Consider the following 23078-nt stretch of genomic DNA (forward strand, 5'->3'; position numbering starts at 1 on the left):
CGAGTAGTGGCTTTGATCCGCGTCGGATAGGGCCCGTGGCAATGCCTTGATCACAAGTCGAGGCTTGCCACTTGATGGCCAAGGAACATCGGCCGCTCCCCGCTCATCTCGCACAGCAGCGCTGTGACGGCGCTCCCTTCAACCGTGCCGTGCTCTTGCAGAAAGCCCGCCACGGCGCTGACAGCCGGCCAGTAACGGTGCACCAGGCAACTGCAACGAGCGATGGCCTGGGATTGGGCGTCGAGCAGTTTGCGCGGAGGCAACAGGCTGATCAGTTCATGCCCCCGGTCCAGGTCTCCGCGGCCGCTGCCCCTGATCAACCGGTCGGACCGGCGGTGCCGGTAGACCGCTTCGGCCACCGGCCCCGCGAAGCAATGGAGCAGGTCACGTTCAATGGCATCGACCATCGAGGGCAGGAATTCAGCAATCCCCGGGGCGTCGAAAGCCGGGCGCGAGACCAGGTAGTCAGCTTCCACCCACCCTTCTGCGTATTGAGGGTTGCCGCGCAGGTCGAACAGAGGTCCCGTGCAGGCTTCAGCCTTGGTACGCACGGTGATGCGTTTTATCGGTTGGCCGTTCCACCAGAAAGCCAGGGCATGACCGGCTTCGTGGAAGGCCGTGCTGCGCGGGCATTTGTTCATTATTGGGTCCGTCACGGCAGGCGCCATTCATATCATCTGCCTCGCCGCTTGGCTTCGATAAAAGATTATCCCTATCGACCGTTAATACTGCGCCTATTAGCTATCTGGCAAAGGAGGGCTAGCCTGAATTCAGGCTGGTGCAATCCGGCCCGTGAAACCTGACAAAGAGATACGAAGCGTTCAGAACCGTACTGGGCTTGCCGTGGGCCACCGAATGGGTAACCAGACATCTCCCGCGTTGCCGTGTGGCCGCACACGATCAGTTGAGCGAACTGTGAGCCCTGCGCCCTGTGTCATTTATTTCGCCTGTCGCTATTCGAAGCCCGGCCGGGCTGGATAGCTGGATGAATACGACCAAAGGTAGCTTCTCATGGCAAACGAATCGAAATGCCCGTTCAATCACGCCGCTGGCGGTGGTACGACAAACCGCGACTGGTGGCCGAACCAGCTGAATCTGAAGATCCTGCACCAGCACTCCTCGCTGTCCGACCCCATGGGCGAGGATTTCAACTATGCCCAAGCGTTCAAGCGCCTGGACTTCCAGGCCCTGAAACAAGACCTGAATGCACTGATGACCGACTCGCAAGACTGGTGGCCGGCAGACTTCGGCCACTATGGACCGCTGTTTGTCCGCATGGCCTGGCACAGTGCAGGCACCTACCGCACCGGTGATGGGCGCGGTGGCGCGGGTTCCGGCCAGCAGCGGTTTGCACCGCTCAACAGCTGGCCAGACAACGTCAGCCTCGACAAGGCACGTCGGCTGCTGTGGCCGATCAAGCAGAAGTATGGTCGCAATATCTCCTGGGCCGACCTGATCGTCCTCACCGGCAACGTCGCGCTGGAATCCATGGGCTTCAAGACCTTCGGTTTTTCCGGTGGCCGCGCCGATGTCTGGGAACCGGATGAAGACGTCTACTGGGGGTCTGAAAACAAATGGCTGGGGGGCGATGTTCGCTACGGCAAGCCCGACAAAGCCGCCATGCAAGACCCCGGCGAAGGCCAACTGGTGGCCGAGCCTGGCAACGAAGAAAGCCGCACTGACGATGGACGCAACCTGGAGAACCCGCTGGCCGCCGTGCAGATGGGGCTGATCTACGTCAACCCGGAAGGCCCCGAGGGCCAACCGGACCCGGTCGCCGCCGGGGTGGACATCCGCGAAACCTTCGCCCGCATGGCCATGAACGATGAAGAAACCGTGGCGCTGATTGCCGGTGGCCACGCCTTCGGCAAGACCCACGGCGCAGGCCCTGCGGACAATGTCGGCGCCGAGCCCGAAGCCGCTGGCCTGGAGCTGCAAGGCCTGGGCTGGAAGAGCACCTTCGGCACCGGCAAAGGCGCCGACACCATCACCAGTGGCCTGGAAGTCACCTGGACCACCACCCCCACTCGTTGGAGCAATAACTACCTGGAGAACCTGTTCGGCTTCGAGTGGGAGCTGACCAAGAGCCCGGCAGGCGCGCACCAATGGACGCCGAAAAACGGTGCCGGCGCGGGCATCATCCCCGATGCTCACGACCCGTCCAAACGGCGTAACCCAACGATGCTGACCACCGACCTGGCGCTGCGCTTCGACCCGATCTACGAAAAAATATCCCGGCGCTTCCTGCAGAACCCGGACCAGTTGTCCGACGCCTTCGCCCGCGCCTGGTTCAAGCTGATCCACCGCGACATGGGCCCGCTCTCACGCTACCTCGGCCCGGAACTGCCCAACGAAGAACTGCTGTGGCAGGACCCCATCCCAGCGGTCGACCATCCGCTGGTCAACGACAGCGACATCGCCGCCCTCAAAGGCAAGCTGCAGGCCTCGGGCCTGTCGGTTTCACAGCTTGTGTCTACGGCATGGGCCGCGGCTTCCACCTTCCGTGGTTCCGACAAACGCGGCGGTGCCAACGGTGGCCGCCTGCGCCTGGCCCCGCAGAAAGACTGGCCGGCCAACCAGCCAGAGCAACTGGCCAAGGTGCTGGCGACCCTCGAAGGGGTCCGGAATGAGTTCAACGCCGCCCAGTCCGGCGGTAAAAAAATCTCCCTGGCAGACCTGATCGTGCTGGCCGGCAGCGCCGGTATTGAACAAGCCGCGAAAAATGCCGGGCTCAGCGTGACGGTACCGTTCGCGCCGGGACGCATGGACGCGAGCCAGGAGCAGACGGACGTCGAGTCGTTCGGTTTTCTCGAGCCCATCGCCGATGGCTTTCGCAACTACCTCAAGGGCCGGTACCGCGTGTCCGCCGAGGCGTTGCTGATCGACAAGGCCCAACTGCTGACCCTCAGCGCCCCGCAAATGACGGCATTGGTCGGCGGTCTGCGGGTACTGGACACCAACGTCGGCCACACGGCGCACGGTGTCTTTACCCAACGGCCCGGGACGTTGACCAACGACTTTTTCGTCAACCTGCTCGACATGGGCGTGGAATGGAAACCCCTTTCCGACACCCAGGAAACCTTCGAGGCCCACGACCGCAAGACCGGCCAGGTCAAATGGACCGGCACCCGTGTCGACCTGGTCTTCGGCTCCAACGCCCAGCTACGGGCCTTGGCCGAAGTCTATGCCAGCCCCGATGCCCAGGAGCAGTTCGTCAAGGACTTCATCGCGGCGTGGGTCAAGGTGATGAACCTGGATCGGTTTGATCTGCGGTGAGAAGAGTCCGCCGGCATGAGGTCGTGCAAGGAGGCGACCTCATGAACTTTTCTTCACCCCACGCCTGCGTGTGATTGGGTAAAGTCCCCTCGCTCATTCAAGAAACTAAGGTTTTAGCCCGCGCTCCCAGCGGGCTTTTTTTTGCCTGGCATTCAGGCTGACGAATGTGCATTACCCGACGCAGGCACGACAGCCGCCTGCGTCGCTCGCTGTGGTTTCAACACTGGCTGCTCCAAGGCCGCGCGCCCATAAAACAGCAACGCCATCAGCCAACAACTCAACCAGACAAAAATCCCCGCCCAGAACGTGTGCGACATGTAATGCCAGCCCTGCAGGACCCGTGTCGTGCCGTAGACAAACCCCAAGACCAGCGCCCCGTGCATCAAGGCTTTCGAATGACGCCAGCGGTAGCGGCGGGCGACGAAATACAGCGCCAGCATCGTGAAGCCGCCGGACGCATGACCGCCGGGCCAGCAGCGACCGTCACCGGCGACTTTCAGCAAGTCGAAATTCTGGAACCATTCCTTGTGCTCGATCTTGCCGGCGTATTGGGTGGTTTCCACCGGGCAGTACACGCTGGTGTGGCCCTTGAGGTAATGGATCACCCCGGTGCTGAGGGAAAAGGCGACGACCACGTAGAGGAAGTCGCGACGGTGTTTGTGGGCAAAACGCAACGGTGTGGCCAACCGGGTTTTCTCCAACAAGCGAAGTAATCCCGGGCGCTTTTGCGGCTGGAAGATCGTCCAGACAAACGACAGCAGCGCCCCGATGATCGCCGCCTCGCCGGTCCAGTTCGGAATGATCCTGGCCCACTTATGGGTGATTTTCTCGAACAGCCGCACGTGCTCCAACGGAAAGACCTGGTGCACTGGGTCATAGAATAAATTGCTGAAGGCGATGTCGATGCGGGTCATGTCGAACAGCAAGAACACCACTGCGGCGCAGACCAGGGGAATTCCGAGATTGAACCCGTAGAAACGGGCGCGAGCAGACGTCAGCATGGGCGGTCCTAATCGTGTGAAAAGTTACTGACAGCCACCGAGCGCCAGTCAGATGCTTCGATAAAACCGAGCAACTGCGGGGCTTGTGGCTGGGCGGTGGAGACAAACAGCGAAGCGCCGTAGCCAAACGTCGAGGTAGGCCGCTGGAGCGTGATTTCCAATGCCTGCATGCATTCGCTGTGGGTGACCAGGATCAGGTTGCGCCCGGCGACTTTGTGGGCCAGGGCATTGCGCAGAAGGTCGTGACGGCAATTGATCAGCCAGTCGTCGCCAGCACTCACCTTGTTGAACATGTAGCCCGCCGTCTGGGCCGCACGGACCAAAGGGCTGTTGTAGAGGTCGGCGTTGCCCAGGCCCAGTTGCTCGAACCGCGCGCCCAACTCCACCGCAACGGCACGGGCCCGGTCAGTGATGCCTTCGCGATCATTCAGGCACGCGGCCTTGGAGTGATCGCAGCGCTCGACATGACGCACCAGCACGATCATCTCGCCCTTGGCCCAGCCATCGGCCAAGGCCCGGGCGCCGGCGACGTTGCCGTGGGCCAGGTCCGGTATCGCCGCCGGGCTGAGCAGCCAGAGGGTCAACGGGATGACCAGCAGCGCCGAAGCCAGCACGACCACAGCGTTTCGGTAGCGGGCAAAGCGGCGCGTATTGATCGAGCGCCTCAGGCCGAAAAGGCTAAGTCTCAGTTCCACATCAAGCCGCCCCGACGGCATCCACCCAGTCATTCGATGGCGCGACAGTAGAGAGGCCGACGTGGGCAGGCGGTGAAACAGATGTGAAAAAAAGCTTAGTGTGGGAGCAAAGCTTGCTCGCGAAACAGACACCTCGATTCTGTGGCAGACCGCATCGCCTTCATCGCGGGCAAGCCTTGCTCCCACAGATACCCGGAAAAAAACTTACAGATCTTGAACCCACCGCCGATACAGCCCTGTTACATGCTCTTGCTGGCTCTTAACAACAACAATCTTCCAGCGTACCGACGATCAAGCAGCACAACGTTCCTGGAGGAATTTGATGAACAGCTGGTTTGGCAACATTAGCGTCAACATGAAATTAGGCCTGGGCTTCGGCCTGGTGCTGGTACTGACCTGCCTGCTGGCCCTGACCAGTTGGACCAGCCTGGGCGGGCTGATCGACCGTAGCAACTGGATGAGCGACATCACCCAGCTCAACGCCGGCCTGACCAAGCTTCGGGTCACGCGCCTGCAATACATGCTGACCAACGGTGACGAGACCGCCGCCCAAAACGTGCAGACCACCCTCGATGGTTTCGTGGCGCAACAGAATGCCCTGCTCAGCAGTTTCAAGAGCCCGGAAAACGTCAAGTTGCTCAAGGAGCAGAGCGCAGTCATCAGCGCCTACCAGGTGTCCCTGAACAAAATGCGCAGCGCCTACCGCACGGGCAACACCGCCCGCGATACCATGGGCGCCACCGCCGAGATCGCCTCCAAGCTGATCGATACACTGGATTCGGACGTGCGGAAAATGGCCCCCGGCGATGAGCGTTTCGCCCAGTTCCAGGCCATCACCCAGGCCAAGCAGGACTTCATGCTGGCCCGCTATGAAGTGCGCGGCTATACCGCCAACAGCAACGCCGACACCGAACGCAAGGCCATCACCCAACTGGACGCCGCCATCGCGTCGCTCAAGCCGCTGAACGAGCACTTCTCCAACACCCGCCAGGATGAACTGCGCCAACTGGAAAACGCCCTCACCCAATTCCGCAGCGCCGTGCAGGCCTTCAAGCTGGCCACCGCCGACGCGGTACAGGCACGCAAGGAAATGACTGAACAGGGCGCGTCAATCGTGACGTTGAGCGAGCAGCTGTACCAGATCCAACTCGACCGCCGCGACGCCGAAAGTGCCCAGGCGCGCACCCTGCAACTGGTCAGCACCCTGTTGGCGTTACTGGTCGGCGTCATTGCGGCCGTGATCATCACTCGCCAGATCACCGGCCCGCTGCGCGATACCCTGGCCGTGGTCGAGCGCATCGCCGGTGGCGACCTCTCGCACACGGTCATCGTCACACGCCGCGATGAACTGGGCGTGCTGCAACAAGGCATCGCGCGCATGGGCGTGACCCTGCGCGACCTGATCAGCGGCATCCGCGATGGCGTGACCCAGATCGCCAGCGCCGCCGAAGAACTGTCCGCCGTGACCGAGCAGACCAGCGCCGGGGTCAACAGCCAGAAAGTCGAGACCGATCAGGTCGCGACCGCCATGCATGAAATGACCGCCACGGTGCAGGAAGTGGCGCGCAACGCCGAAGAGGCCTCCCAGGCCGCGGCCGCCGCCGACGGCGAAGCCCGTGCCGGTGACAAGGTGGTCAGCGAAGCCATCGCCCAGATCGAACGCCTGGCCAGCGAGGTGGTGCGTTCCACCGACGCCATGACCGTGCTGCAACAGGAAAGCGACAAGATCGGCAGCGTCATGGACGTGATCAAGGCCGTGGCCGAGCAGACCAACCTGCTGGCGCTCAACGCGGCCATCGAAGCGGCACGCGCCGGTGAAGCCGGACGTGGTTTTGCCGTGGTGGCCGACGAAGTCCGTGGCCTGGCCCAGCGCACGCAGAAATCCACCGAAGAAATCGAAGGCCTGGTGGCCGGACTGCAGAACGGTACCCAGCAAGTGGCGGCCGTGATGAACAACAGCCGCAACCTCACCGACAGCAGCGTGGCCCTGACCCGCAAGGCCGGCGTGTCACTGGAAAACATCACCCGTACGGTGTCGAACATCCAGTCGATGAACCAGCAGATCGCCGCGGCCGCCGAGCAGCAAAGCGCCGTGGCCGAGGAGATCAGCCGTAGCATCATCAACGTGCGCGACGTGTCCGAACAGACCGCCGCCGCCAGCGAAGAAACCGCCGCCTCCAGCGTGGAACTGGCACGGTTGGGTAATCAGTTGCAGATGCTGGTCAGCCACTTCCGCGTCTAACGCCCGACCCGATTTGTGTGACCCCTCTGTGGGAGCGAGCTTGCTCGCGAAGGCGGAGGTTCAGCCAACTTCAATGCTGGCTGGTCCGACGCCATCGCGAGCAAGCTCGCTCCCACAGGACTTGCATCCGCCCAGCCCACGAATCGCTCTTTCGTACACATCTCCCGCTCACGTCCTACCGCCTTTTTTTGCGCGCTCCTGTACGGTTTTCTCCTGACAAGAACATTCCGTTCGAACAGGAGAGGCACCTACATGGACGCAGACAACGGCTCTCTGTTGCACACGCTCGTTGCCTCGCCAATTGGCGAGGACGCTGCAAAAACCGATTTCAAGACCGCCCTGCAGCGAATGGGGCTGACGTCGGTATTCGACATCCTGCGCCTGGGCAAGGCGCAGTTCGCCCAGGCGCTCGCCGGGCACTGCGATGCAGATGCCGGGCAGGCCTACGACAATGCTTCGAGCCACGCTCGACAGATCAGCCGCTTGTACCTGGAGCATCAACTCTGCTCCAGCGACACCAAGCCCCGTGTGCGACGCAGCCTGGACTCAGACCCGACATCCGGGCCGATCAGCTATCAAGCACTGTTCCAGGAAAACTGGGATCAGTTTTGCAAGGACGGTGACATCGCCGCGATCGACTCGCCCGTGGCCTACCTGCGTGCGCTGTACCTGTTTGCCAGGCAGTTGGAAAACAGCTCCACCCACGCCCGCAAGATCCCCCTGGAGAAACGTCGACCGGACCTCAACACGCTGATGCTCGACCCACACAGCGCCTTGGTTGCACGCCCGATGCTCAACATCGTCAACGACACGTTGCGCAGCCATATCGAGGCCAGTCTCGATGACGGCACAACCGTCCATCAGGCCTTGGCCGACGCACACTATCCCTTTTCACTGCCCTATGATCTTCACCACCACCAATGCCTGCTTGGCTTGGGCACAGGTAAACCCGCCCTGGGTGAAGTCAACTACCGGATCAGCCTGAAACTGCCGTTTTGCCAGGACGGCTCAACGTATGGACACGTTTCGCAATCGCCTGTCGAAGCGCAAAAACTGCTTTCAGGGCTCAGCCCGGCGCAACAGGCACTCCTGCTCGCACCGCTCGCTTCGGGCTCCGATTTCGAGGCCTTGGAAAAAACCTATGGCACTGAAGATGTGAAGCGCCTGGGTGATTTCACATTCTTCAAGGAGCGCACCGGGCTGACGACGGAACAGGTTGAGCAGCTACTGGCGCATGGCCGATACAGCCCTTGCATCTCGCCCCATAACCCGCCCCCGACGCGTAACCTCCAGGGCGCCGCTTACATCAACGGCCCCGCCACCGCCCCCGCGTTGGTGCTTGAAACCAGAACGAACCAGCGAGGGTTTGGCAACAAGTCCTACGAACGCTTCGACCGCATGCAGCGCATGGTCCGACTGCAACGATGGACCGGCATTACCTTTGCCGAACTGGATACGCTGATCGTCAATAGCCTGTATTCGGAAGGCAACACCGCAATGACACTCAGCGCCAACACCTTGCGCGCGCTTGGGGTCTATCAGTACATGACGCGGCGCCGTGGCATCACCCCTGAGGAGTTTGCCTCGCTATTGTACGAAATGCCGACCCGCGCTTACGCAGAACGTGTTCCGTTGTTTGACCAAGTATTCAATCGCACCCGTTTACTCAAAAGCCCGGCATGGGAGAAACAAGCGACGGACCTCGATCCCACGGATCTTGAAACCCTCAGTTATCTCGGCGCGGGCCTGGGGCTCGCCCTCACGGAAGACGCGTTGTTGTTGCTGGTGAAACAGACCGGGAAGTACCTGGCGCTAAAAAAGGATTTGCCTACAGTCTCCTCACTCTACCGCCAGGCCCGTATCGCACGGATGTTTGGCCTGTCGCCGCTGGCGTGCACGGAACTGGCCCGGTTACTGGGAGGGGATGCGTTCTGTCGGGCGTTGGTGACCGGAACACTGACCACCACCGGCCCTGACATTCTCGACGTACTGATGGCGATGGATTGGGCCCTGGACTGGCTCAAGCAAAACGATCTCGATGTGTTGCAGTGGTGCCGCCTGTTCGAGAGTGCCAGGCATGACTTGCCGTCGGATCAGAACCTGGAAAAGCGATTGGCCGCACTTCGAGAGCACGCCCAATCCACCAACGACCCTCAACGCCTGGTAGAAACACTGCTGCACGACAAGGCTGACGTGTCCGCCGAATATCTTCCCAGCGTGATGAAAATGGCCGGCACGAATGCCACGGAAATAGTCCAGGCCATCATCGCCACTGTCGGCAAAACACCGCCATTGCTCGCGCACGTGCTTCGCACCGCTGACGCCTGCCAGAAATTGCATCTGAGCAGCAGCACGCTACAGGTGTTAACGGACCATCCCACGTGGTTAGCCTCGAACAGTTCAGGAACGCTTACACCTCAAACGCTGTATTTGCTCGAACGGTTCAATCATTGCGCGCGCCATCAGGTGCAGTCAGAAGAAAACCTGTTGCATTACTTGCAACTCGCCAACCAAGACCTACCGCAGCATTCAGCAGAGACAGTCAACGGCCTGCTGGCCCACCTGCTGGGCTGGAGCACCGAGCAAGTGAGTTGCCTGACCGCGCTGCTGACGCCCAAACGCGCCACCACCATGCAAGCCGTGGATTGGGTCATGCGTTGCCAGGCGTGTTGCTTGAGCACGGGCCTGTCGGCAAACCAACTGCTCAAGGCTGCCGCACTCAATAGCGACAGCCTGACACAGGACTGGAAAATCGTCGGTGAAGGACTGATCGCTGCGTGCCATTGAGGCGTACATTTTTTATTCAAGGATTGAATATGACCGTTGCCATGAAAAAGCAGCTGGATGAAAGCCTGCGCGATGCACAGTTGGCGCTCTACCTGGACAAGGTCGCGCCCGACAATGACCCGACCGGGACGGTGCGGCTCAAGACACCCCGGGACCTCTATGAATATTGGCTACTGGACGTGCTGGTCAGCCAGAATGTACCCACCACGCCTGTGGCGTGCGCCATCGCCAGCCTTCAGCAATACATCAATCGCATCCTGATGAATATGGAGCCCGGCTACGACCAGGCAAGCATCACGCCCGAGCACCTGCAAACGTGGCGCAACGAGATGCATCAGTACCCCATCTGGGCGGCTCATCAAAAGCTGCTGTATTTCCCCGCAAGTTACCTGGACCCGGCCCTGAGGAATAACAAGAGCGACAACTTCCAGCAGTTGGAAAACGACCTCAACCAGAGCCGGATACAGGCCGATGCGGTTCAATCGGCGGTCATGGCCTACCTGACCCGATTCGAAGAAATCGCCAACCTGAATATTCTCAACGGCTACATCGACGGCGAAGACTTTGCCAACAGCACCTACTATTTCATTGCCAAATCAAGATCGGAGAATACTTACTTCTGGCGCTCGCTGGACATGGCGCAACGCCCACTGGACGGTACGCCACCAGCGTCCCCGGCCATCGCCGCCAAACGGGATCAGCCGGATCCGGATGCCTGGTCGGATTGGGAAAAAGCCGATGTGCCCATTCCCGAAAGCGCGGTCGAACACACGATTCGTCCTGTCTGGTTCAACAATCGTCTGTTTGTTGTCTGGGCAGAATGTATCCATCAGGATCAGTCGATCTCCAGTGCCCCATCGAGCGACGCCGCCGTGCAGCCGAGTACGCGTCATTCGCTTTTACGCTTGAGCTTCTGCTTCAAAAAGCAGGATGGGAAATGGAGCACGCCGCGAATTGGCCTGCAGGGTTATTGCGACGACAAAATGCTTCGTGGTAGGGATCTTGATGCCATTAAATCATCGGTAGGTACTGTAGCGAAGCAACACAACAACGGTACCCACTGTGTACTGCTTATCACCCTGTGTGCAGGAGGGTCCAAAACCGACGCCACCAATGAGGTCGGCAACGACTTCGCGTTCAATAGAACGATTTGTATCGACAATAATCTCGTCACTACTAGCCCAACCATCACCGAGAAAGGACTCATAGGCGCTGTCAACCAACGCATTCAAACAAAAGTACTTTCAAAAATCGAAATTGCTGAAGCTCCTCTCTCGAGGGACATGAGCATTCTCATATCTGATTTCGAAAGCCTGCAGGATCGGATAAACATCAGACCGAACAATGACCGGACCGCCTCCACGCTGACGCTACGCATGACTGCAAGCATCGATCTCAATAGGGTTGGGGTACATACAACGCCTGAAAAGATCAGGTTGAGACTTACAACCAGGCCCGATCAATCCCCGAGACTCCAACTTGACTTAGTACTTCCTGCCCGCAGCCTGCCAGACGCATCCTACGTGGCACTTGATGCGGGTTCACAACTGACAATCACCAACCACACCTCGTTATCTCCTAACCCTTACCAACTATCGATCGACCGCATGGTTGATGTACTCAAAGACTCTGAGCATTCGCGCGGTGTCACGCTGCATGCAGATACAAATCTTCAGGGAAAAGTTATTTCTATAGAGGCAGTGCGTCATCTGATTAAGGAAAGTAGACGGGGGAATAACAGCTCAATTTCCGGAAAAGTACGGAAAGTAACGATGCAAGCCAGCAACGTCACCGCTCTCGACCTTGGTCAGGCAGTCGTCAATCTTGATGAACCATTTAACCTTCAATATGTAATTTTCCGTCAGCCAACCACCTTGGCAACTCAAGGGCCGTCATTTAAAAGCCTGACAGTGGTAGCGGAGTCCAACCCCGCGTCTACGCTGACGGAGCCCTTCGAGTTCACTTGGCACAGCAAGGATCTCAGCTATGACGGCGATACATTTTTGTGTGGGGTCGCCTTTGTCTACCCCGATGAACCGGAAACAAAGCTCTATTCCGCCCTTAAAGCCATCAAGCTGAACTGTATCCCTACGCACCTTCAAGCTCCAGGCATTACCCCATCATCGACGGCCGGACTAGGCACCACCCAATTTATCGATTTCACCCATAGTGTCATCAAGACCAGCGATGCCGGAGACCAACTCCGCCAACCGATCAGGTTGAACACCACCTTCGCCGCAGAACTGATCCGCCGTACAGAGAACAGCCTGGATGAGCTGTTCGACTGGACCACACAACACCTGCCAGAACCCGCCATACCAGACAGCACCCACAACAGGATGGACTTCCACGGTCCTTACGGTCGTTACTTCACCGAGTTGTTCCTCTACTTGCCATGGCTGGTCGCCCAGCGCTTGAACGCCGAACAACGCTACGAGGAAGCCGAACGCTGGTTGCGCCGTGTCTTTGACCCAGGTCGCGGCACAGAAAGCTGCTGGAAGGCCGTTCCTTTGCTCGATAACAGCACACCTTCGTATGCCGACCGGGCGCCCCACGACCCTCATCAGATCGCGCTCAGTCATCCGGCGCACTTTCGCAAGGCGCTGTACTTCCTGTACCTGGACATCCTGATCAATCGAGGCGACGCCGCCTACCGCGAGCTGACCCCGGACGGCCTCAGCGAGGCAAAGCTGTGGTACGTGCGGGTGCTGGATCTGTTGGGGCCACGCCCGACCGTTCAATCGGTCGATCATTGGGTAAGCCTCAGCCTGCAAACGCTGAGCGAAACCACCAGTGACGACTTACGCACATTTGAACGATCGCTCGCCCGCTCCCTGCCCTCATTGCCCGTTCGCGGGGGCAGCCTGCACGCGTCCTGGCCAGCCATCGACAGCCCGCACTTGCGTCTGCCGTTCAACCCGCAGTTGCTCCAGTGCTGGGACATTGCTGAAAGCCGCCTGTACAACTTGCGGCACAACCTCGACATTGCCGGCAAGCCGCTGCATCTGCCGGTATTTACCGTGCCGCTGGACCCGCGCGCGTTGCTCGGTAGCCCTGTACTGAATACTTCCGACAATACGGTTCGAGGACTGCCGAGTGCGTCGATCCCACACTATCGGTTCTCGGTCATGCACAGCCAGGCCTTGAGTGCAGTGGACAGCCTCAGCCAACTTGGCGCTTCGCTGTTGTCGCTGATCGAGCACAAAGAACAGGCCCAGTTGCAGGAGCTACAGCAGCAGCAGGTGTGGGACCTGGCGAAAATCTCGGTCGACCTGCAACGCCAGGCCTTGAACATCGACCGTCAGCAACACCAGGCGCTGCTAGCCAGCCAGGCGATTGTCCAAAGCCGAATCGACCACTACAAAATGTTGCTGGAAAAGGACGTCAGTCCAAACGAGAGACTGGCCACCCAGTTTCAACTGGCCAGTGGCACGGCCGAGATCGTGGCAACGGCGTGCCAGATCGCGGCAGGGGGCCTGATGGTGATTCCGAACATTGCCGGCTTCTCCTTTGGCGGCAGCCGCTGGGAAGGTCCGATGCTCTCTGCCAGCGCATCAGCCCACAGCGCCGCCATCACCAGCCGTATGGCCGCAGAAAACATCGACCGCACGGAGTCGTTCAATCGCCGCCGGGATGAATGGATACAGGGACACAACCAGGCGCAGCTCGAACTTGCGCAGATCGACGCCCAACTGGCGCACTTCAACGAGCAGCAAACCGCCACCCGCCTGCAATTACGCCTGGCTGAAACCGGTCTGAGCCAGGCCAAGTCCCACTACGACGTTCTCAGCAAGCGCTTTACAAAGACGCAACTGTATCAATGGCTGAACAGCCGGTTCGCGCAATTCTACCGCCAGGCCTACGACACGACGCTCGCCCTGTGCCTGGCTGCCGAGACCTGCTGGCAATACGAAATTGCCGATTTCGCGACGCGATTCATCCAACCCGGCGCATGGAATACCACCTATCGAGGGCTAGGAGCAGGCGAGCAATTGAAACTCAGCCTGTTGAACATGCAGGCCGGATATCTGCGCTGTAGCGAGCGAGAGTTGGAGATCCGCAAGACGATTTCACTGCGTCAATTGAAGGACCAGACCCCAACCTCGACGATCAACAAGCCATGGCTGGACATGCATGCCGACCTGAAGAAAGGCCAATGCACGTTCGAGCTGCCCCACGAACTGTTCGACGCTGATTACAAGGATCAGAAACATTACCTGCGGCGGATCAAAACCATCAGCGTTTCCCTGCCGGTCGTCGTCGCTCCTTATGAAAACATCCGGGCCACGCTGACCCAGACCTCCAGCAAAGTGTTCATGGCCCCTGATGACCCGCGACAGGTCATGGAGGACCGGCGCGCCAACCAACAGATCGCCCTTTCCACCGGTGTCGACGACAACGGCTTGTTTACCCTGAACTTCAACGATGAACGCTACCTGCCGTTCGAATACACCGGCGCTGCCTCAACGTGGCAACTGACCTTCCCCAATCCTCAGGCACAAAAAGACCTGTTGGAATCGCTGAGCGATGTCATCGTGCACGTGAGTTATACGGCCAGGGCCGCCGGGGGTGCGCAATGAACGAGCAACCCGCATTGCCGGTTACCGCGCCGACCCTGCCCAAGGGCGGCGGCGCCATCCAGAGCATCGGCAAAGGTTGGGGAAATGTCGGCGCCCACGGTACCGCGTCCTACGAGATTGCGTTGCCGATTTCGCCAGGACGCGGCTTTGCTCCGCCCTTGTCTCTGCGTTACGACAGCTCGGTCGGCAACAGCGTGTTCGGTATCGGCTGGGGACTGTCGTTACCCAGCGTGGCACGACGCACCAACAAGGGCGTCCCGGCTTATGCCGAGGATGACGAAATCATCGGACCCAGCGGTGTGGTCTGGTTGCCCGAACGCGACGCAAACGGCGTCATCCGTTCAACCCTCATCGATTGCTACAACACGCTGGCCCTGGGCACGACCTACACCGTGACGCGCCATTTTCCAAGAGTCGAAAGCGGCTTCGACCGCATTGAACATTGGTCGTCGAACAACGACAAACCAGGTTTCTGGCTCGTGCACGGCGCCGATGGCAGCCTCCATCTGTTCGGCAAGAACCCCCAGTCGCGCCGGGCAGATCCCCAGCAAGCAAGCCGTGTCGGTGAATGGCTGCTGGAGGAAAGCCTGAACGCTCGCGGCGAGCACATTCTTTATCAATACACAGGGGATACAACGGCCCAACGCTATTTGAGCCACGTGCGCTATGGCAATTTCAAGGCCGACGCCGACCTTTACCTGTGGAAAACGAGTCAGCCCACGGCTGTGCAATGGCACTTCGAATTGGTGTTCGACTATGGCGAACGAAGTACCGGGTACGACCAGCAACCGCGCTATGAAGGCCAACGATGGCAACCCCGTAGCGATGCTTTTTCCACCTTTGCCTACGGTTTTGAACTACGCACCGAGCGCCTGTGCCGCCAGGTGTTGATGTTCCATTGTTTTCCCGAGGAGCTGGGCGCCGCCCCCGTCCTCGTTCGACGTCTGCTGCTTGATTACCGCCAGACGCCGTTGGGATATCACCTCCTGAACACAGCCCATGACCAGGCGTTCGACGACCGCGCAGTGGCGCAGAGCCGCCCTCCCGTTGAGTTCAGCTACAGCGAGTTCAAGCGCTTGCCAGATCCTCCCGCCTGGCAACGTTTCCAAGACATGCCTGGCCTCAGCGGCGACCTGGGTTTTCAACTGGTGGATCTGTACGGTGAAGGTTTGCCCGGTGTGCTCTATCAAAGCGACACAGGCTGGTATTACCGCGAACCCATTCGAGCCAAAGCCAAGACGGATGAAGTGGCTTACGACCAGTGGCAAGCGCTGCCCGGCATCCCCGTCGCCGATACGGCAAAGCCGCTGCGCCAGACGCTAGGCGACCTCACCGGCGATGGACGGCTGGACTGGGTCGTTGCCCAACCGGGGCTCAACGGTTTTTTTTCCCTCGGTGCTGATCGAAACTGGTCGGATTTCGCCACGTTTCACGCGTTTCCTGCAGAATTTTTCCATCCACAAGGGCAACTGGCCGACCTGATGGGCGAAGGGCTTGGCGACCTGGCCTTGATAGGCCCACGCAGCATTCGCCTGTATGCCAATCAGCGCGAAAAAGGCTTCGCCGCGGCCCGAGAAGTCCCTCACGACGGCGATGACGATGCCTTGCCGGTACTCACCGCGTCACCCTCCGAGCTGGTGGCGTTCAGTGATCTGCTCGGCAGCGGCCAACAGCATCTGGTGCGCATTCGTCACAACGAAGTGAAGTGTTGGCCGAACCTGGGCCGTGGACGTTTCGGCAAAGGCATCGTGTTGGACTTTCCAGGCCTTGCCCACCAGACCTTCGATGCCTCGCGCATCCGTTTTGCGGACCTGGATGGTTCCGGTGCTGCCGACTTGATCTACCTGCAAGCGGATCAAGCACTGATCTTCATGAACCGCTGTGGCAACGGCTTCGCGCCTGCGGTTGCGCTGCCCTGGCCGGAAGGCCTGCGCTACGACCGCTTATGCCAGGTGAACATCGCCGACCTGCAAGGGCTCGGCTGCTCCAGCCTGATACTGAGCGTGCCGTACCTGACCCCGGCGCAACATTGGCGCTACGATTTTGTTCGTGAAAAACCGTATCTGCTGACCGGCACCCACAACAATATGGGCGCCGCCCACAGCATCACCTACCGCAGCTCGGCCCAGGAATGGCTGGACGAAAAGGCGGCAAGAGTAAAAGCCCGCGAACCCCTTGCCTGTCATCTGCCGTTGCCTCTGCACCTGGTGTCGCGCCAGACCCAGGTGGATGAGATCAGCGGTAATCGCCTGAGCCAGAGACTCTCCTATCGCCAGGGTTATTACGATGGCATCGAACGGGAATTTCGCGGCTTCGGCTTGCTGCTGCAAACCGACAACGAAGCCCATCCCGACGATGCTGATTCACCAAGCTTCACCGCGCCCTGCTTGAAAAAAAGCTGGTTTCATACCGGACAGTCGGTGGACATGGCCCGAACCGGCTATCACGACGCTGACCGGGCAGCCGTGGCGCTGGGCAAGGCGTTGCTGTGCCAATACGATGCAGGCAGCAATAGCGACGTACTGATTGATCCGCCAGACGCCGCGACCACCCTTGAAATGTGCCGCGCCCTAAGTGGCCATTTACTGCGCTGCGAGACCTACGCAAGGGAAAAACGCCAGTTGTATTCGGTCCAGGAAAACCGTTATCGGGTACGTTTGCTACAGGCGCCCGAAGGTCATCGGCGTTACGCGCGCCTGCTGCCCTTGCTGCTTGAGTCCATCAGTTTCCTGTACGAAGGCCTGAGCGACGACCCACAGTGCCAGCACACCTTCAACTTGCAACATGACCGCTACGGCGCCCAGACTCACAGCGTGAACGTCCATTACGCCCGACGCAAAACCGCCAGCGATACCCCACCCTTCAGCGATGCTGACCAGCAACAATGGTGGCGAGACGCTCATGATCCGGCGCAACAGTTCTACTACCTGAGGGAAACCCGCGCCGAGCTCATCCATCTGCAAGCCTCCCAAGGATGGCGACTGGGCCTGCCCTATCGTCAACGCACCAACGCCTGGAAACGACCCAAGGCACCCGAGGCCGAAGGCTTAGCCCCACAAGACCTGACGTATGAAAAACTCAGCGGGCTCAGCAAGGACCCAGCCTGGGTGACCCAGGGCGTCCTGACCGGCCTTTGCGTACAACGCTACAAAGACAGCACCCGCGCAGAAACCTTGCCGGACGGCGTCGCTCATTTCGAGGCCCTGGTCGATCATCTGGAAACCGCCGAGCTGGACGAAGCCTCCCTGCAAGCCTTTCAACTATTGCCACCGAGCTCTCGCCCCAAGGGAAGACTGCTTGAACGATGTGGCTACCATCGCATGGCCGACTTTCTTCCCGCGAGCACGCCATCGAGAACCCTCTGGTCAGTCAAAAGTGGCTTCACGACCTATGCCGGGCTGGAGGGTTTCTATAACGCCAAGGGGTTACAGCCGAGCAGCAGCCACGGCGTGACGGAGATCAGCTACGACACGTGCAACTGCTTTGTCACCGCATTCCAGCTGCCCGATGGCTGTACCACTCGAGCCCGTTACGATTACCGCTCACTTTTGCCCGTGCGCATTACCGACCCCAACGGTAACGTACAGGAATGCCTCGTGGACGCGTTCGGCCAAGTGTTGGCCACCAGCGTTCATGGCGACGAGAACACCACCCGTGTGGGTTTCAAACCGCTCGAGCAGTTCGACCGAGCGCTATTCAAAGACCCGGCAGAAGCCATTCAATCGCGCAGGGAGGCTCTACAGCAGGCCGCCACGGCTACCTATTACGCCCCCTTCAGTTGGATGGGTCGCGTATCGAAGGCGGCACTGATGGACGCCGACTGGCTCGCGCGCTGTGTGGCAAACCGTGACCTGCTCCCCACCGGGCATATCTGCGCTTCGGCTCGAACCCGACTGTCGAACCTCACGGTACTTTCTGTCGACGATGAAAAACTGAAACGTGAACTTCACGCCTCGGTACGTGAGCCGATGCACATCACCACGCTGGTTGCCGATCGTTACCCCGATGATCACCAGAAGCAAATCCGCGTCACCAAGACGTGCTTCGACGGCTTTGGTCGCACCTTGCAAAGCAAGCAATGGGTGGAATCGGGCATGGCCTACGTCGTGGACGCCAACGGTGAACTGACGCTCAAGGGCGGCAAACCGCAGGAGCAGATCGCAGCCACCCGCTGGCGCATCAGCGAACGAGTGGAATACAACAGCAAGGGTTTGGCGATCCGCATCTACCGTCCTTACTTTGCCGATCAGCATCGCTACATCAACGATGCGTCCTTGCGGCAGTTTGGGTACTACGACCAGCAGTTCTACGACGCGCTGGGGCGTGCGACCCACACCCGTCTCGCCAAACGAGACGGCCTTTGCTATCTGCGACGACTTACCCGTCACCCCTGGTACAGCGTGGGCGAGGACGAGAACGACACGCTGGAAGACGTCATGGCCGAACCTTCCTCGACCGCAGGAGGTGTGGCATGAACGCACGCCTTCATCGCAAGACCCCCACGGTCAACGCCATCGACAGCCGTGGCCTGCCGGCGCGACAGGTCGCCTACCATCGATGCCGGGTGGACGAACCCGCCCAGGCGCGTATCACCCAGCAAGACCACGACCTGGTCGGACGACAGGTTGCGCAGCGAGACCCTCGCCTGTTTGCCACGGCAACCGACGCCAATCTGGTCAAGGTCTACAGCCTGTCCGGCAAGACGCTGCTAGTGAACAGTGTCGACGCCGGATGGCGGCTGAACCTGCCTGGCGATGCCGGGCAGATCGTGCACCGCTGGGAGCAAAACGAACAGCATTGGCGAACGACCTACGACAACCAACTCAGGCCGACGGCGGTCCTGGAACGAGCAGCAGGACAAGCCCCGCGCCGAGTCGAGTGCCTGCGCTACGGTGACAGTTCGCCAGAGGCGGCGGCGCGCAACCTGTGCGGTGCGCTCATCCGTCACGATGACGGGGCCGGCACCTTGCTCATCGACGAATATGCGCTTTGCGCCAAGCCGCTCAGCCAGACCAGACGCTTGCTGGCCGACATCACGCCACCCGACTGGCCTGCCGACGAGAAAGACCGCGACTCACTGCTTGAAGAGGGAAATGGCCACAAGACGAGTTGGCACTACGACGCCCTCGCACAGCCCATTCAACAGTCCGATGCGGCCCAGCACCAACAGCGCTACGCGTTTGATGTTGCCGGCCAACTGATGTCCGTGAGTTTGAAAATAAACGACACGGCCATTGAAAAAACCATTGCGAAGGATTTCGTTTACAACGCACTTGGCCAGGTTGAATCCCAGACCCTCGGCAATGGCGTCGTCAGTCGCGCCGTTTTCGATCCGGCCAACGGTCGCCTGACCTCACTCTGCGCATCGGTCTCTGGCCGTACCTTGCAAGACCTGCACTACAGCTACGACGCGGTGGGCAACGTGACGCGAATCGAGGACAAGGTCCAACCTGTGCAGTTCGGCCATAACCAGCGGGTCGAAGCCATCAGCACATTCGCCTACGACAGCCTCTACCAGTTGATCCGCGCGACGGGCCGTGAAGCGGCGGGACTGAGCGTTGCGGCACTCAGCAAGACACCGGTCGACCCCGGGCAACTGTTCAACTTTACCGAGCACTATGAATACGATGCCGGAGGCAACCTGACCGAACTGCGCCATGCTCGCGAAGGCAACCACTACACCCGGACACTGAACGTCGCAGCCACAAGCAATCGGCTCCTGTCCTGGCGCACGGGTCATTCGATGCCTGCCACAGCAATGGACTTCGATGCCAATGGTAACCAGCAGAGCCTGGACCTTGGTCGGACGTTGCAATGGAACAGCCGCAATCAACTCGACAGCGTGGTACTGGTCCAGCGCGACGACCGTCCCCCTGACATTGAACGCTATGGCTACGACAGCAGCGGCCTGCGGGTGCGCAAGATACAAACCACCTACACCTCATCAGCGACGCAGACTCGAGAAGTCCGTTACTTGCCGGGCCTCGAGATTCGCAGCCGTCCCGGCGAGCGCCTGGAAGTCATCACCCTGCAAGCCGGCCGTTGCAGCGTGCGTTACTTGCACTGGACTGAAGGCCGACCCTCTGGCCTTGCCGCCAATCAGATGCGCTACAGCCTGGACGATCATCTGGGTTCCAGCTCACTGGAACTCGACGACCAGGCCGCGCTGATCAGCCAGGAAAGCTACCTGCCTTTTGGAGGGACTGCCTGGATAGCCTCCCGCTCGGCCGTGGAAGCCGATTACCGGACCCTTCGCTACTCCGGCAAGGAGCGCGATGCCAGCGGCTTGTACTACTACGGACACCGGTATTACGCACCCTGGCTGCAACGCTGGACCAGCCCGGATCCGGCGGGAGCGGTGGACGGGTTGAACCTGTATTGCATGGTCGGGAATAACCCGCTGCGATTCGTCGACCATCAAGGGCTGGTGCTCGTTGACGCTCAAGGGCGGGACATTGACCCATTCGAATGGACCCAGCGTGATGGTCACGAACGCTCGAAAAAAATGATGCTGCCGCCGCCAACAAAGCGTACGAAACAATCCGCGCAAATGCATGGAGAGGGTTTCGATAGCAGCCCCAGCTTCAGCAAGACAAAGCGCAAGGAGCTGGTCGTTCACGCCTATGGCGTTATTCAGGACCGCACGGGCGATAACGATATGGTCCTCAACGAGCATTACAACCTGCCAGCGCCAAGATCCGGCCCAACGGGGTATCGCGGGGTAGACCCGGATTACGACGGCTCCGCCACCAGCGAGAAGTTCTACTTGAACTTCGGCAGCTACAAGATCAGCAACACGCCTGATTACATGGAACACTTGGCCGACAACTACCGCGACCGGAAAAAAGACCCAAACCATCAATTTCAAGTCGACCCTGAAGCGCTGAAGCTCGACCCAACGCTGAGCAGGACCATCGACAACCTGTATGAACTGCAAGGCCCAACCCGCGAGCTCATCGAAAAGCATATCGATGCCTGCAACGCAATCATTCCCATACGAGCCGGAGGACCGGGAGCCCATGGAGAAGTTGGCGTGTTGAACTCAGTTGTAGCGCTGTATCCGGGCCAAGCTGAACGGGTGCTTTCGGATACGACGCTGTTCACCGAAAAACTGACGGGGCAGCTGACCCAGCCGGAGCCATTTATTGCCTGCTTCAACTGCAGCGGCATCATCCCCGAAAACGTCCGTATCTCGACCGGCCGCAACCCCAGGAACTATGCGTTGTACAACTTCATGTATCGAAAATGAATCGCACTTAGCGTTGACGATACTTACTGACTAAAGCGTGTTAACGCCAAAGCGACCAACACAGGTCATGTCCCTGACGACCAGGACTTGACCTGTGTTTATGGATAACCGGAAATAGCTCAGCCTGCCCTTCAAGCCCCCCACGGATTGATCACCTCGACGCCGGAGAGCTCAAAATCCCGAACATTGCGAGTAGCAATCGAAGCCCCATGAGTTCGGCAAATGGCGGCGATCTGTGAATCGGCCATCGACGCCGTTCTCCCCCTTGCTTCGCTGTTCGCCACCAGCGCCGCATACTCAACGGCTGCATGGGCGTCAAAAGGAAATATTCGCCCTGCGAAGTCTTCTTCGAACATCGCCATCGCATGGGCTTCAAGTTTCTGTTTGCGCTTACCGGATGGAAGTCGGGCAATGCCATGGAGAATTTCCGCAACAGTCACCGCAGTGATTGCCAGATCCATCGTCGGCAGTACGTCGACCCAAGCCAACACTCTGCTATCGGGCTCAGATCGCATGAACTCTGACAGGACATTGGTATCGAGCACGATCATTCGGAAAGATCCACCGCTGCCGCTTTCTCCTGCCGCGAAGGTAGATCGAGCTCAACTCCCCCGCTTGCGCTGAACCTGTTACGGATCCGGCTGCCAAGTCCTCCTGCTTGATTAACAGAGGCCAATGCCTTTCCCAAGATCAACCGAGCCTCTTCTTCCATCGAGTGCCCATTATGGGCAGCGGCGATGCGCAGTTGCTCTTTGATCTGGTCGTCAAGGTTTCGAATAGTGATGCTGGCCATGATGCCTCCTGCAATCAATGAAATCATTGATTGAGGCTAGCACACCTTACGGCGTCAGAACTGTAGGAGCGGCCAAACGGCTCTAGACATTAATCGCATTGGTAAACACCAACCGATTCCCGAACGGATCACTGATCGCCATGTCCTGGCTACCCCAGGGCATGGCCTGGATCTGGGGGTGGGCGTAGCGGTATTGCTTGGCCAGCAATTGCTGCTGGAACGCTTCCAATTCATCGGTCTCGATCCGCAGCGCCGAGCCCGGTGTGCAATCGCCATGGTGTTCGGACAGGTGCAGGACGCAGTCGCCGCGGGAGACTTGCAGGTACAGCGGGAAGTCGTCACCGAAGCGATGTTGCCAATCGACGGTAAAGCCCAGGAAGTCGACATAGAACGCCAACGCCTTGGCTTCATCGAAGATCCGCAGGATTGGGGTGGTTTTACCGAAGCTCATGGGT

At 59.5% G+C, this 23078-nt stretch carries 12 protein-coding genes and 1 pseudogene; 7 read left to right on the plus strand and 6 right to left on the minus strand.

Going from position 1 to position 23078, the window contains the following annotated elements:
* Nucleotides 1-50: 50 nt before the first annotated feature.
* Nucleotides 51-641 carry a hypothetical protein gene (locus ASC85_RS16205; protein ID WP_057450469.1) on the minus strand — a complete coding sequence of 197 codons (591 nt, stop codon included), beginning with the start codon at nucleotides 639-641 and terminating at the stop codon, nucleotides 51-53.
* A gap of 370 nt (nucleotides 642-1011) precedes the next feature.
* On the opposite strand from ASC85_RS16205, the gene katG reads away from it, so the two are divergent.
* On the plus strand, nucleotides 1012-3276 hold the full coding sequence (gene katG, locus ASC85_RS16210) for a catalase/peroxidase HPI (protein WP_057450470.1): 2265 nt from the start codon (nucleotides 1012-1014) through the stop codon (nucleotides 3274-3276).
* A 152-nt stretch (nucleotides 3277-3428) separates the two neighbouring features.
* On the opposite strand, the gene ASC85_RS16215 is transcribed toward katG, so the two are convergent.
* Together ASC85_RS16215 and ASC85_RS16220 are read right to left on the minus strand one after the other, a co-directional pair.
* Nucleotides 3429-4277: a phosphatase PAP2 family protein gene (locus ASC85_RS16215; RefSeq protein WP_057450471.1), complete on the minus strand. Its 849-nt coding sequence runs from the start codon at nucleotides 4275-4277 to the stop codon at nucleotides 3429-3431.
* An 8-nt stretch (nucleotides 4278-4285) separates the two neighbouring features.
* Nucleotides 4286-4993, minus strand: coding sequence for a histidine phosphatase family protein (locus tag ASC85_RS16220; RefSeq protein WP_082534399.1), 708 nt, complete (start codon nucleotides 4991-4993; stop codon nucleotides 4286-4288).
* Between the two features lie 436 nt (nucleotides 4994-5429).
* On the opposite strand from ASC85_RS16220, the pseudogene ASC85_RS33885 reads away from it, so the two are divergent.
* The 6 genes and pseudogenes from ASC85_RS33885 to ASC85_RS16245 form a co-directional block, all read left to right on the plus strand.
* Nucleotides 5430-6308, plus strand: a pseudogene (locus tag ASC85_RS33885) (methyl-accepting chemotaxis protein); the annotation flags it as partial.
* A 201-nt stretch (nucleotides 6309-6509) separates the two neighbouring features.
* The gene (locus tag ASC85_RS33890; RefSeq protein ID WP_431496250.1) at nucleotides 6510-7214 is read left to right on the plus strand and encodes a methyl-accepting chemotaxis protein; all 705 of its coding nucleotides are present in this window, start codon (nucleotides 6510-6512) and stop codon (nucleotides 7212-7214) included.
* A 252-nt stretch (nucleotides 7215-7466) separates the two neighbouring features.
* Nucleotides 7467-10001: a Tc toxin subunit A gene (locus ASC85_RS16230; RefSeq protein ID WP_057450473.1), complete on the plus strand. Its 2535-nt coding sequence runs from the start codon at nucleotides 7467-7469 to the stop codon at nucleotides 9999-10001.
* Nucleotides 10002-10030: 29 nt separating this feature from the next.
* A complete protein-coding gene (locus ASC85_RS16235) occupies nucleotides 10031-14581 on the plus strand; it encodes a neuraminidase-like domain-containing protein (RefSeq protein WP_057450474.1) in 4551 nt (1516 codons plus the stop codon).
* A complete protein-coding gene (locus tag ASC85_RS16240; RefSeq protein ID WP_057450475.1) occupies nucleotides 14578-19056 on the plus strand; it encodes a SpvB/TcaC N-terminal domain-containing protein in 4479 nt (1492 codons plus the stop codon). Before ASC85_RS16235 ends, ASC85_RS16240 begins: the two co-directional genes overlap by 4 nt.
* Complete coding sequence (locus tag ASC85_RS16245; protein WP_057450476.1) at nucleotides 19053-21830, plus strand: RHS repeat-associated core domain-containing protein; 2778 nt, start codon at nucleotides 19053-19055, stop codon at nucleotides 21828-21830. Before ASC85_RS16240 ends, ASC85_RS16245 begins: the two co-directional genes overlap by 4 nt.
* A gap of 131 nt (nucleotides 21831-21961) precedes the next feature.
* Here the strand turns inward: ASC85_RS16245 and ASC85_RS16250 are convergent, their stop codons facing one another.
* From ASC85_RS16250 to ASC85_RS16260, 3 genes are all read right to left on the minus strand, one after another.
* A complete protein-coding gene (locus ASC85_RS16250; protein ID WP_057450477.1) occupies nucleotides 21962-22381 on the minus strand; it encodes a type II toxin-antitoxin system VapC family toxin in 420 nt (139 codons plus the stop codon).
* Entirely contained in the window at nucleotides 22378-22623 is a 246-nt protein-coding gene (locus ASC85_RS16255; protein ID WP_057450478.1) for a FitA-like ribbon-helix-helix domain-containing protein, read from the minus strand. Before ASC85_RS16255 ends, ASC85_RS16250 begins: the two co-directional genes overlap by 4 nt.
* A gap of 82 nt (nucleotides 22624-22705) precedes the next feature.
* The gene (locus ASC85_RS16260; RefSeq protein ID WP_003197565.1) at nucleotides 22706-23074 is read right to left on the minus strand and encodes a glyoxalase superfamily protein; all 369 of its coding nucleotides are present in this window, start codon (nucleotides 23072-23074) and stop codon (nucleotides 22706-22708) included.
* Nucleotides 23075-23078 lie beyond the last annotated feature (4 nt).

This window comes from Pseudomonas sp. Root401 (assembly GCF_001425105.1).
Lineage (GTDB): Bacteria > Pseudomonadota > Gammaproteobacteria > Pseudomonadales > Pseudomonadaceae > Aquipseudomonas > Aquipseudomonas brassicacearum.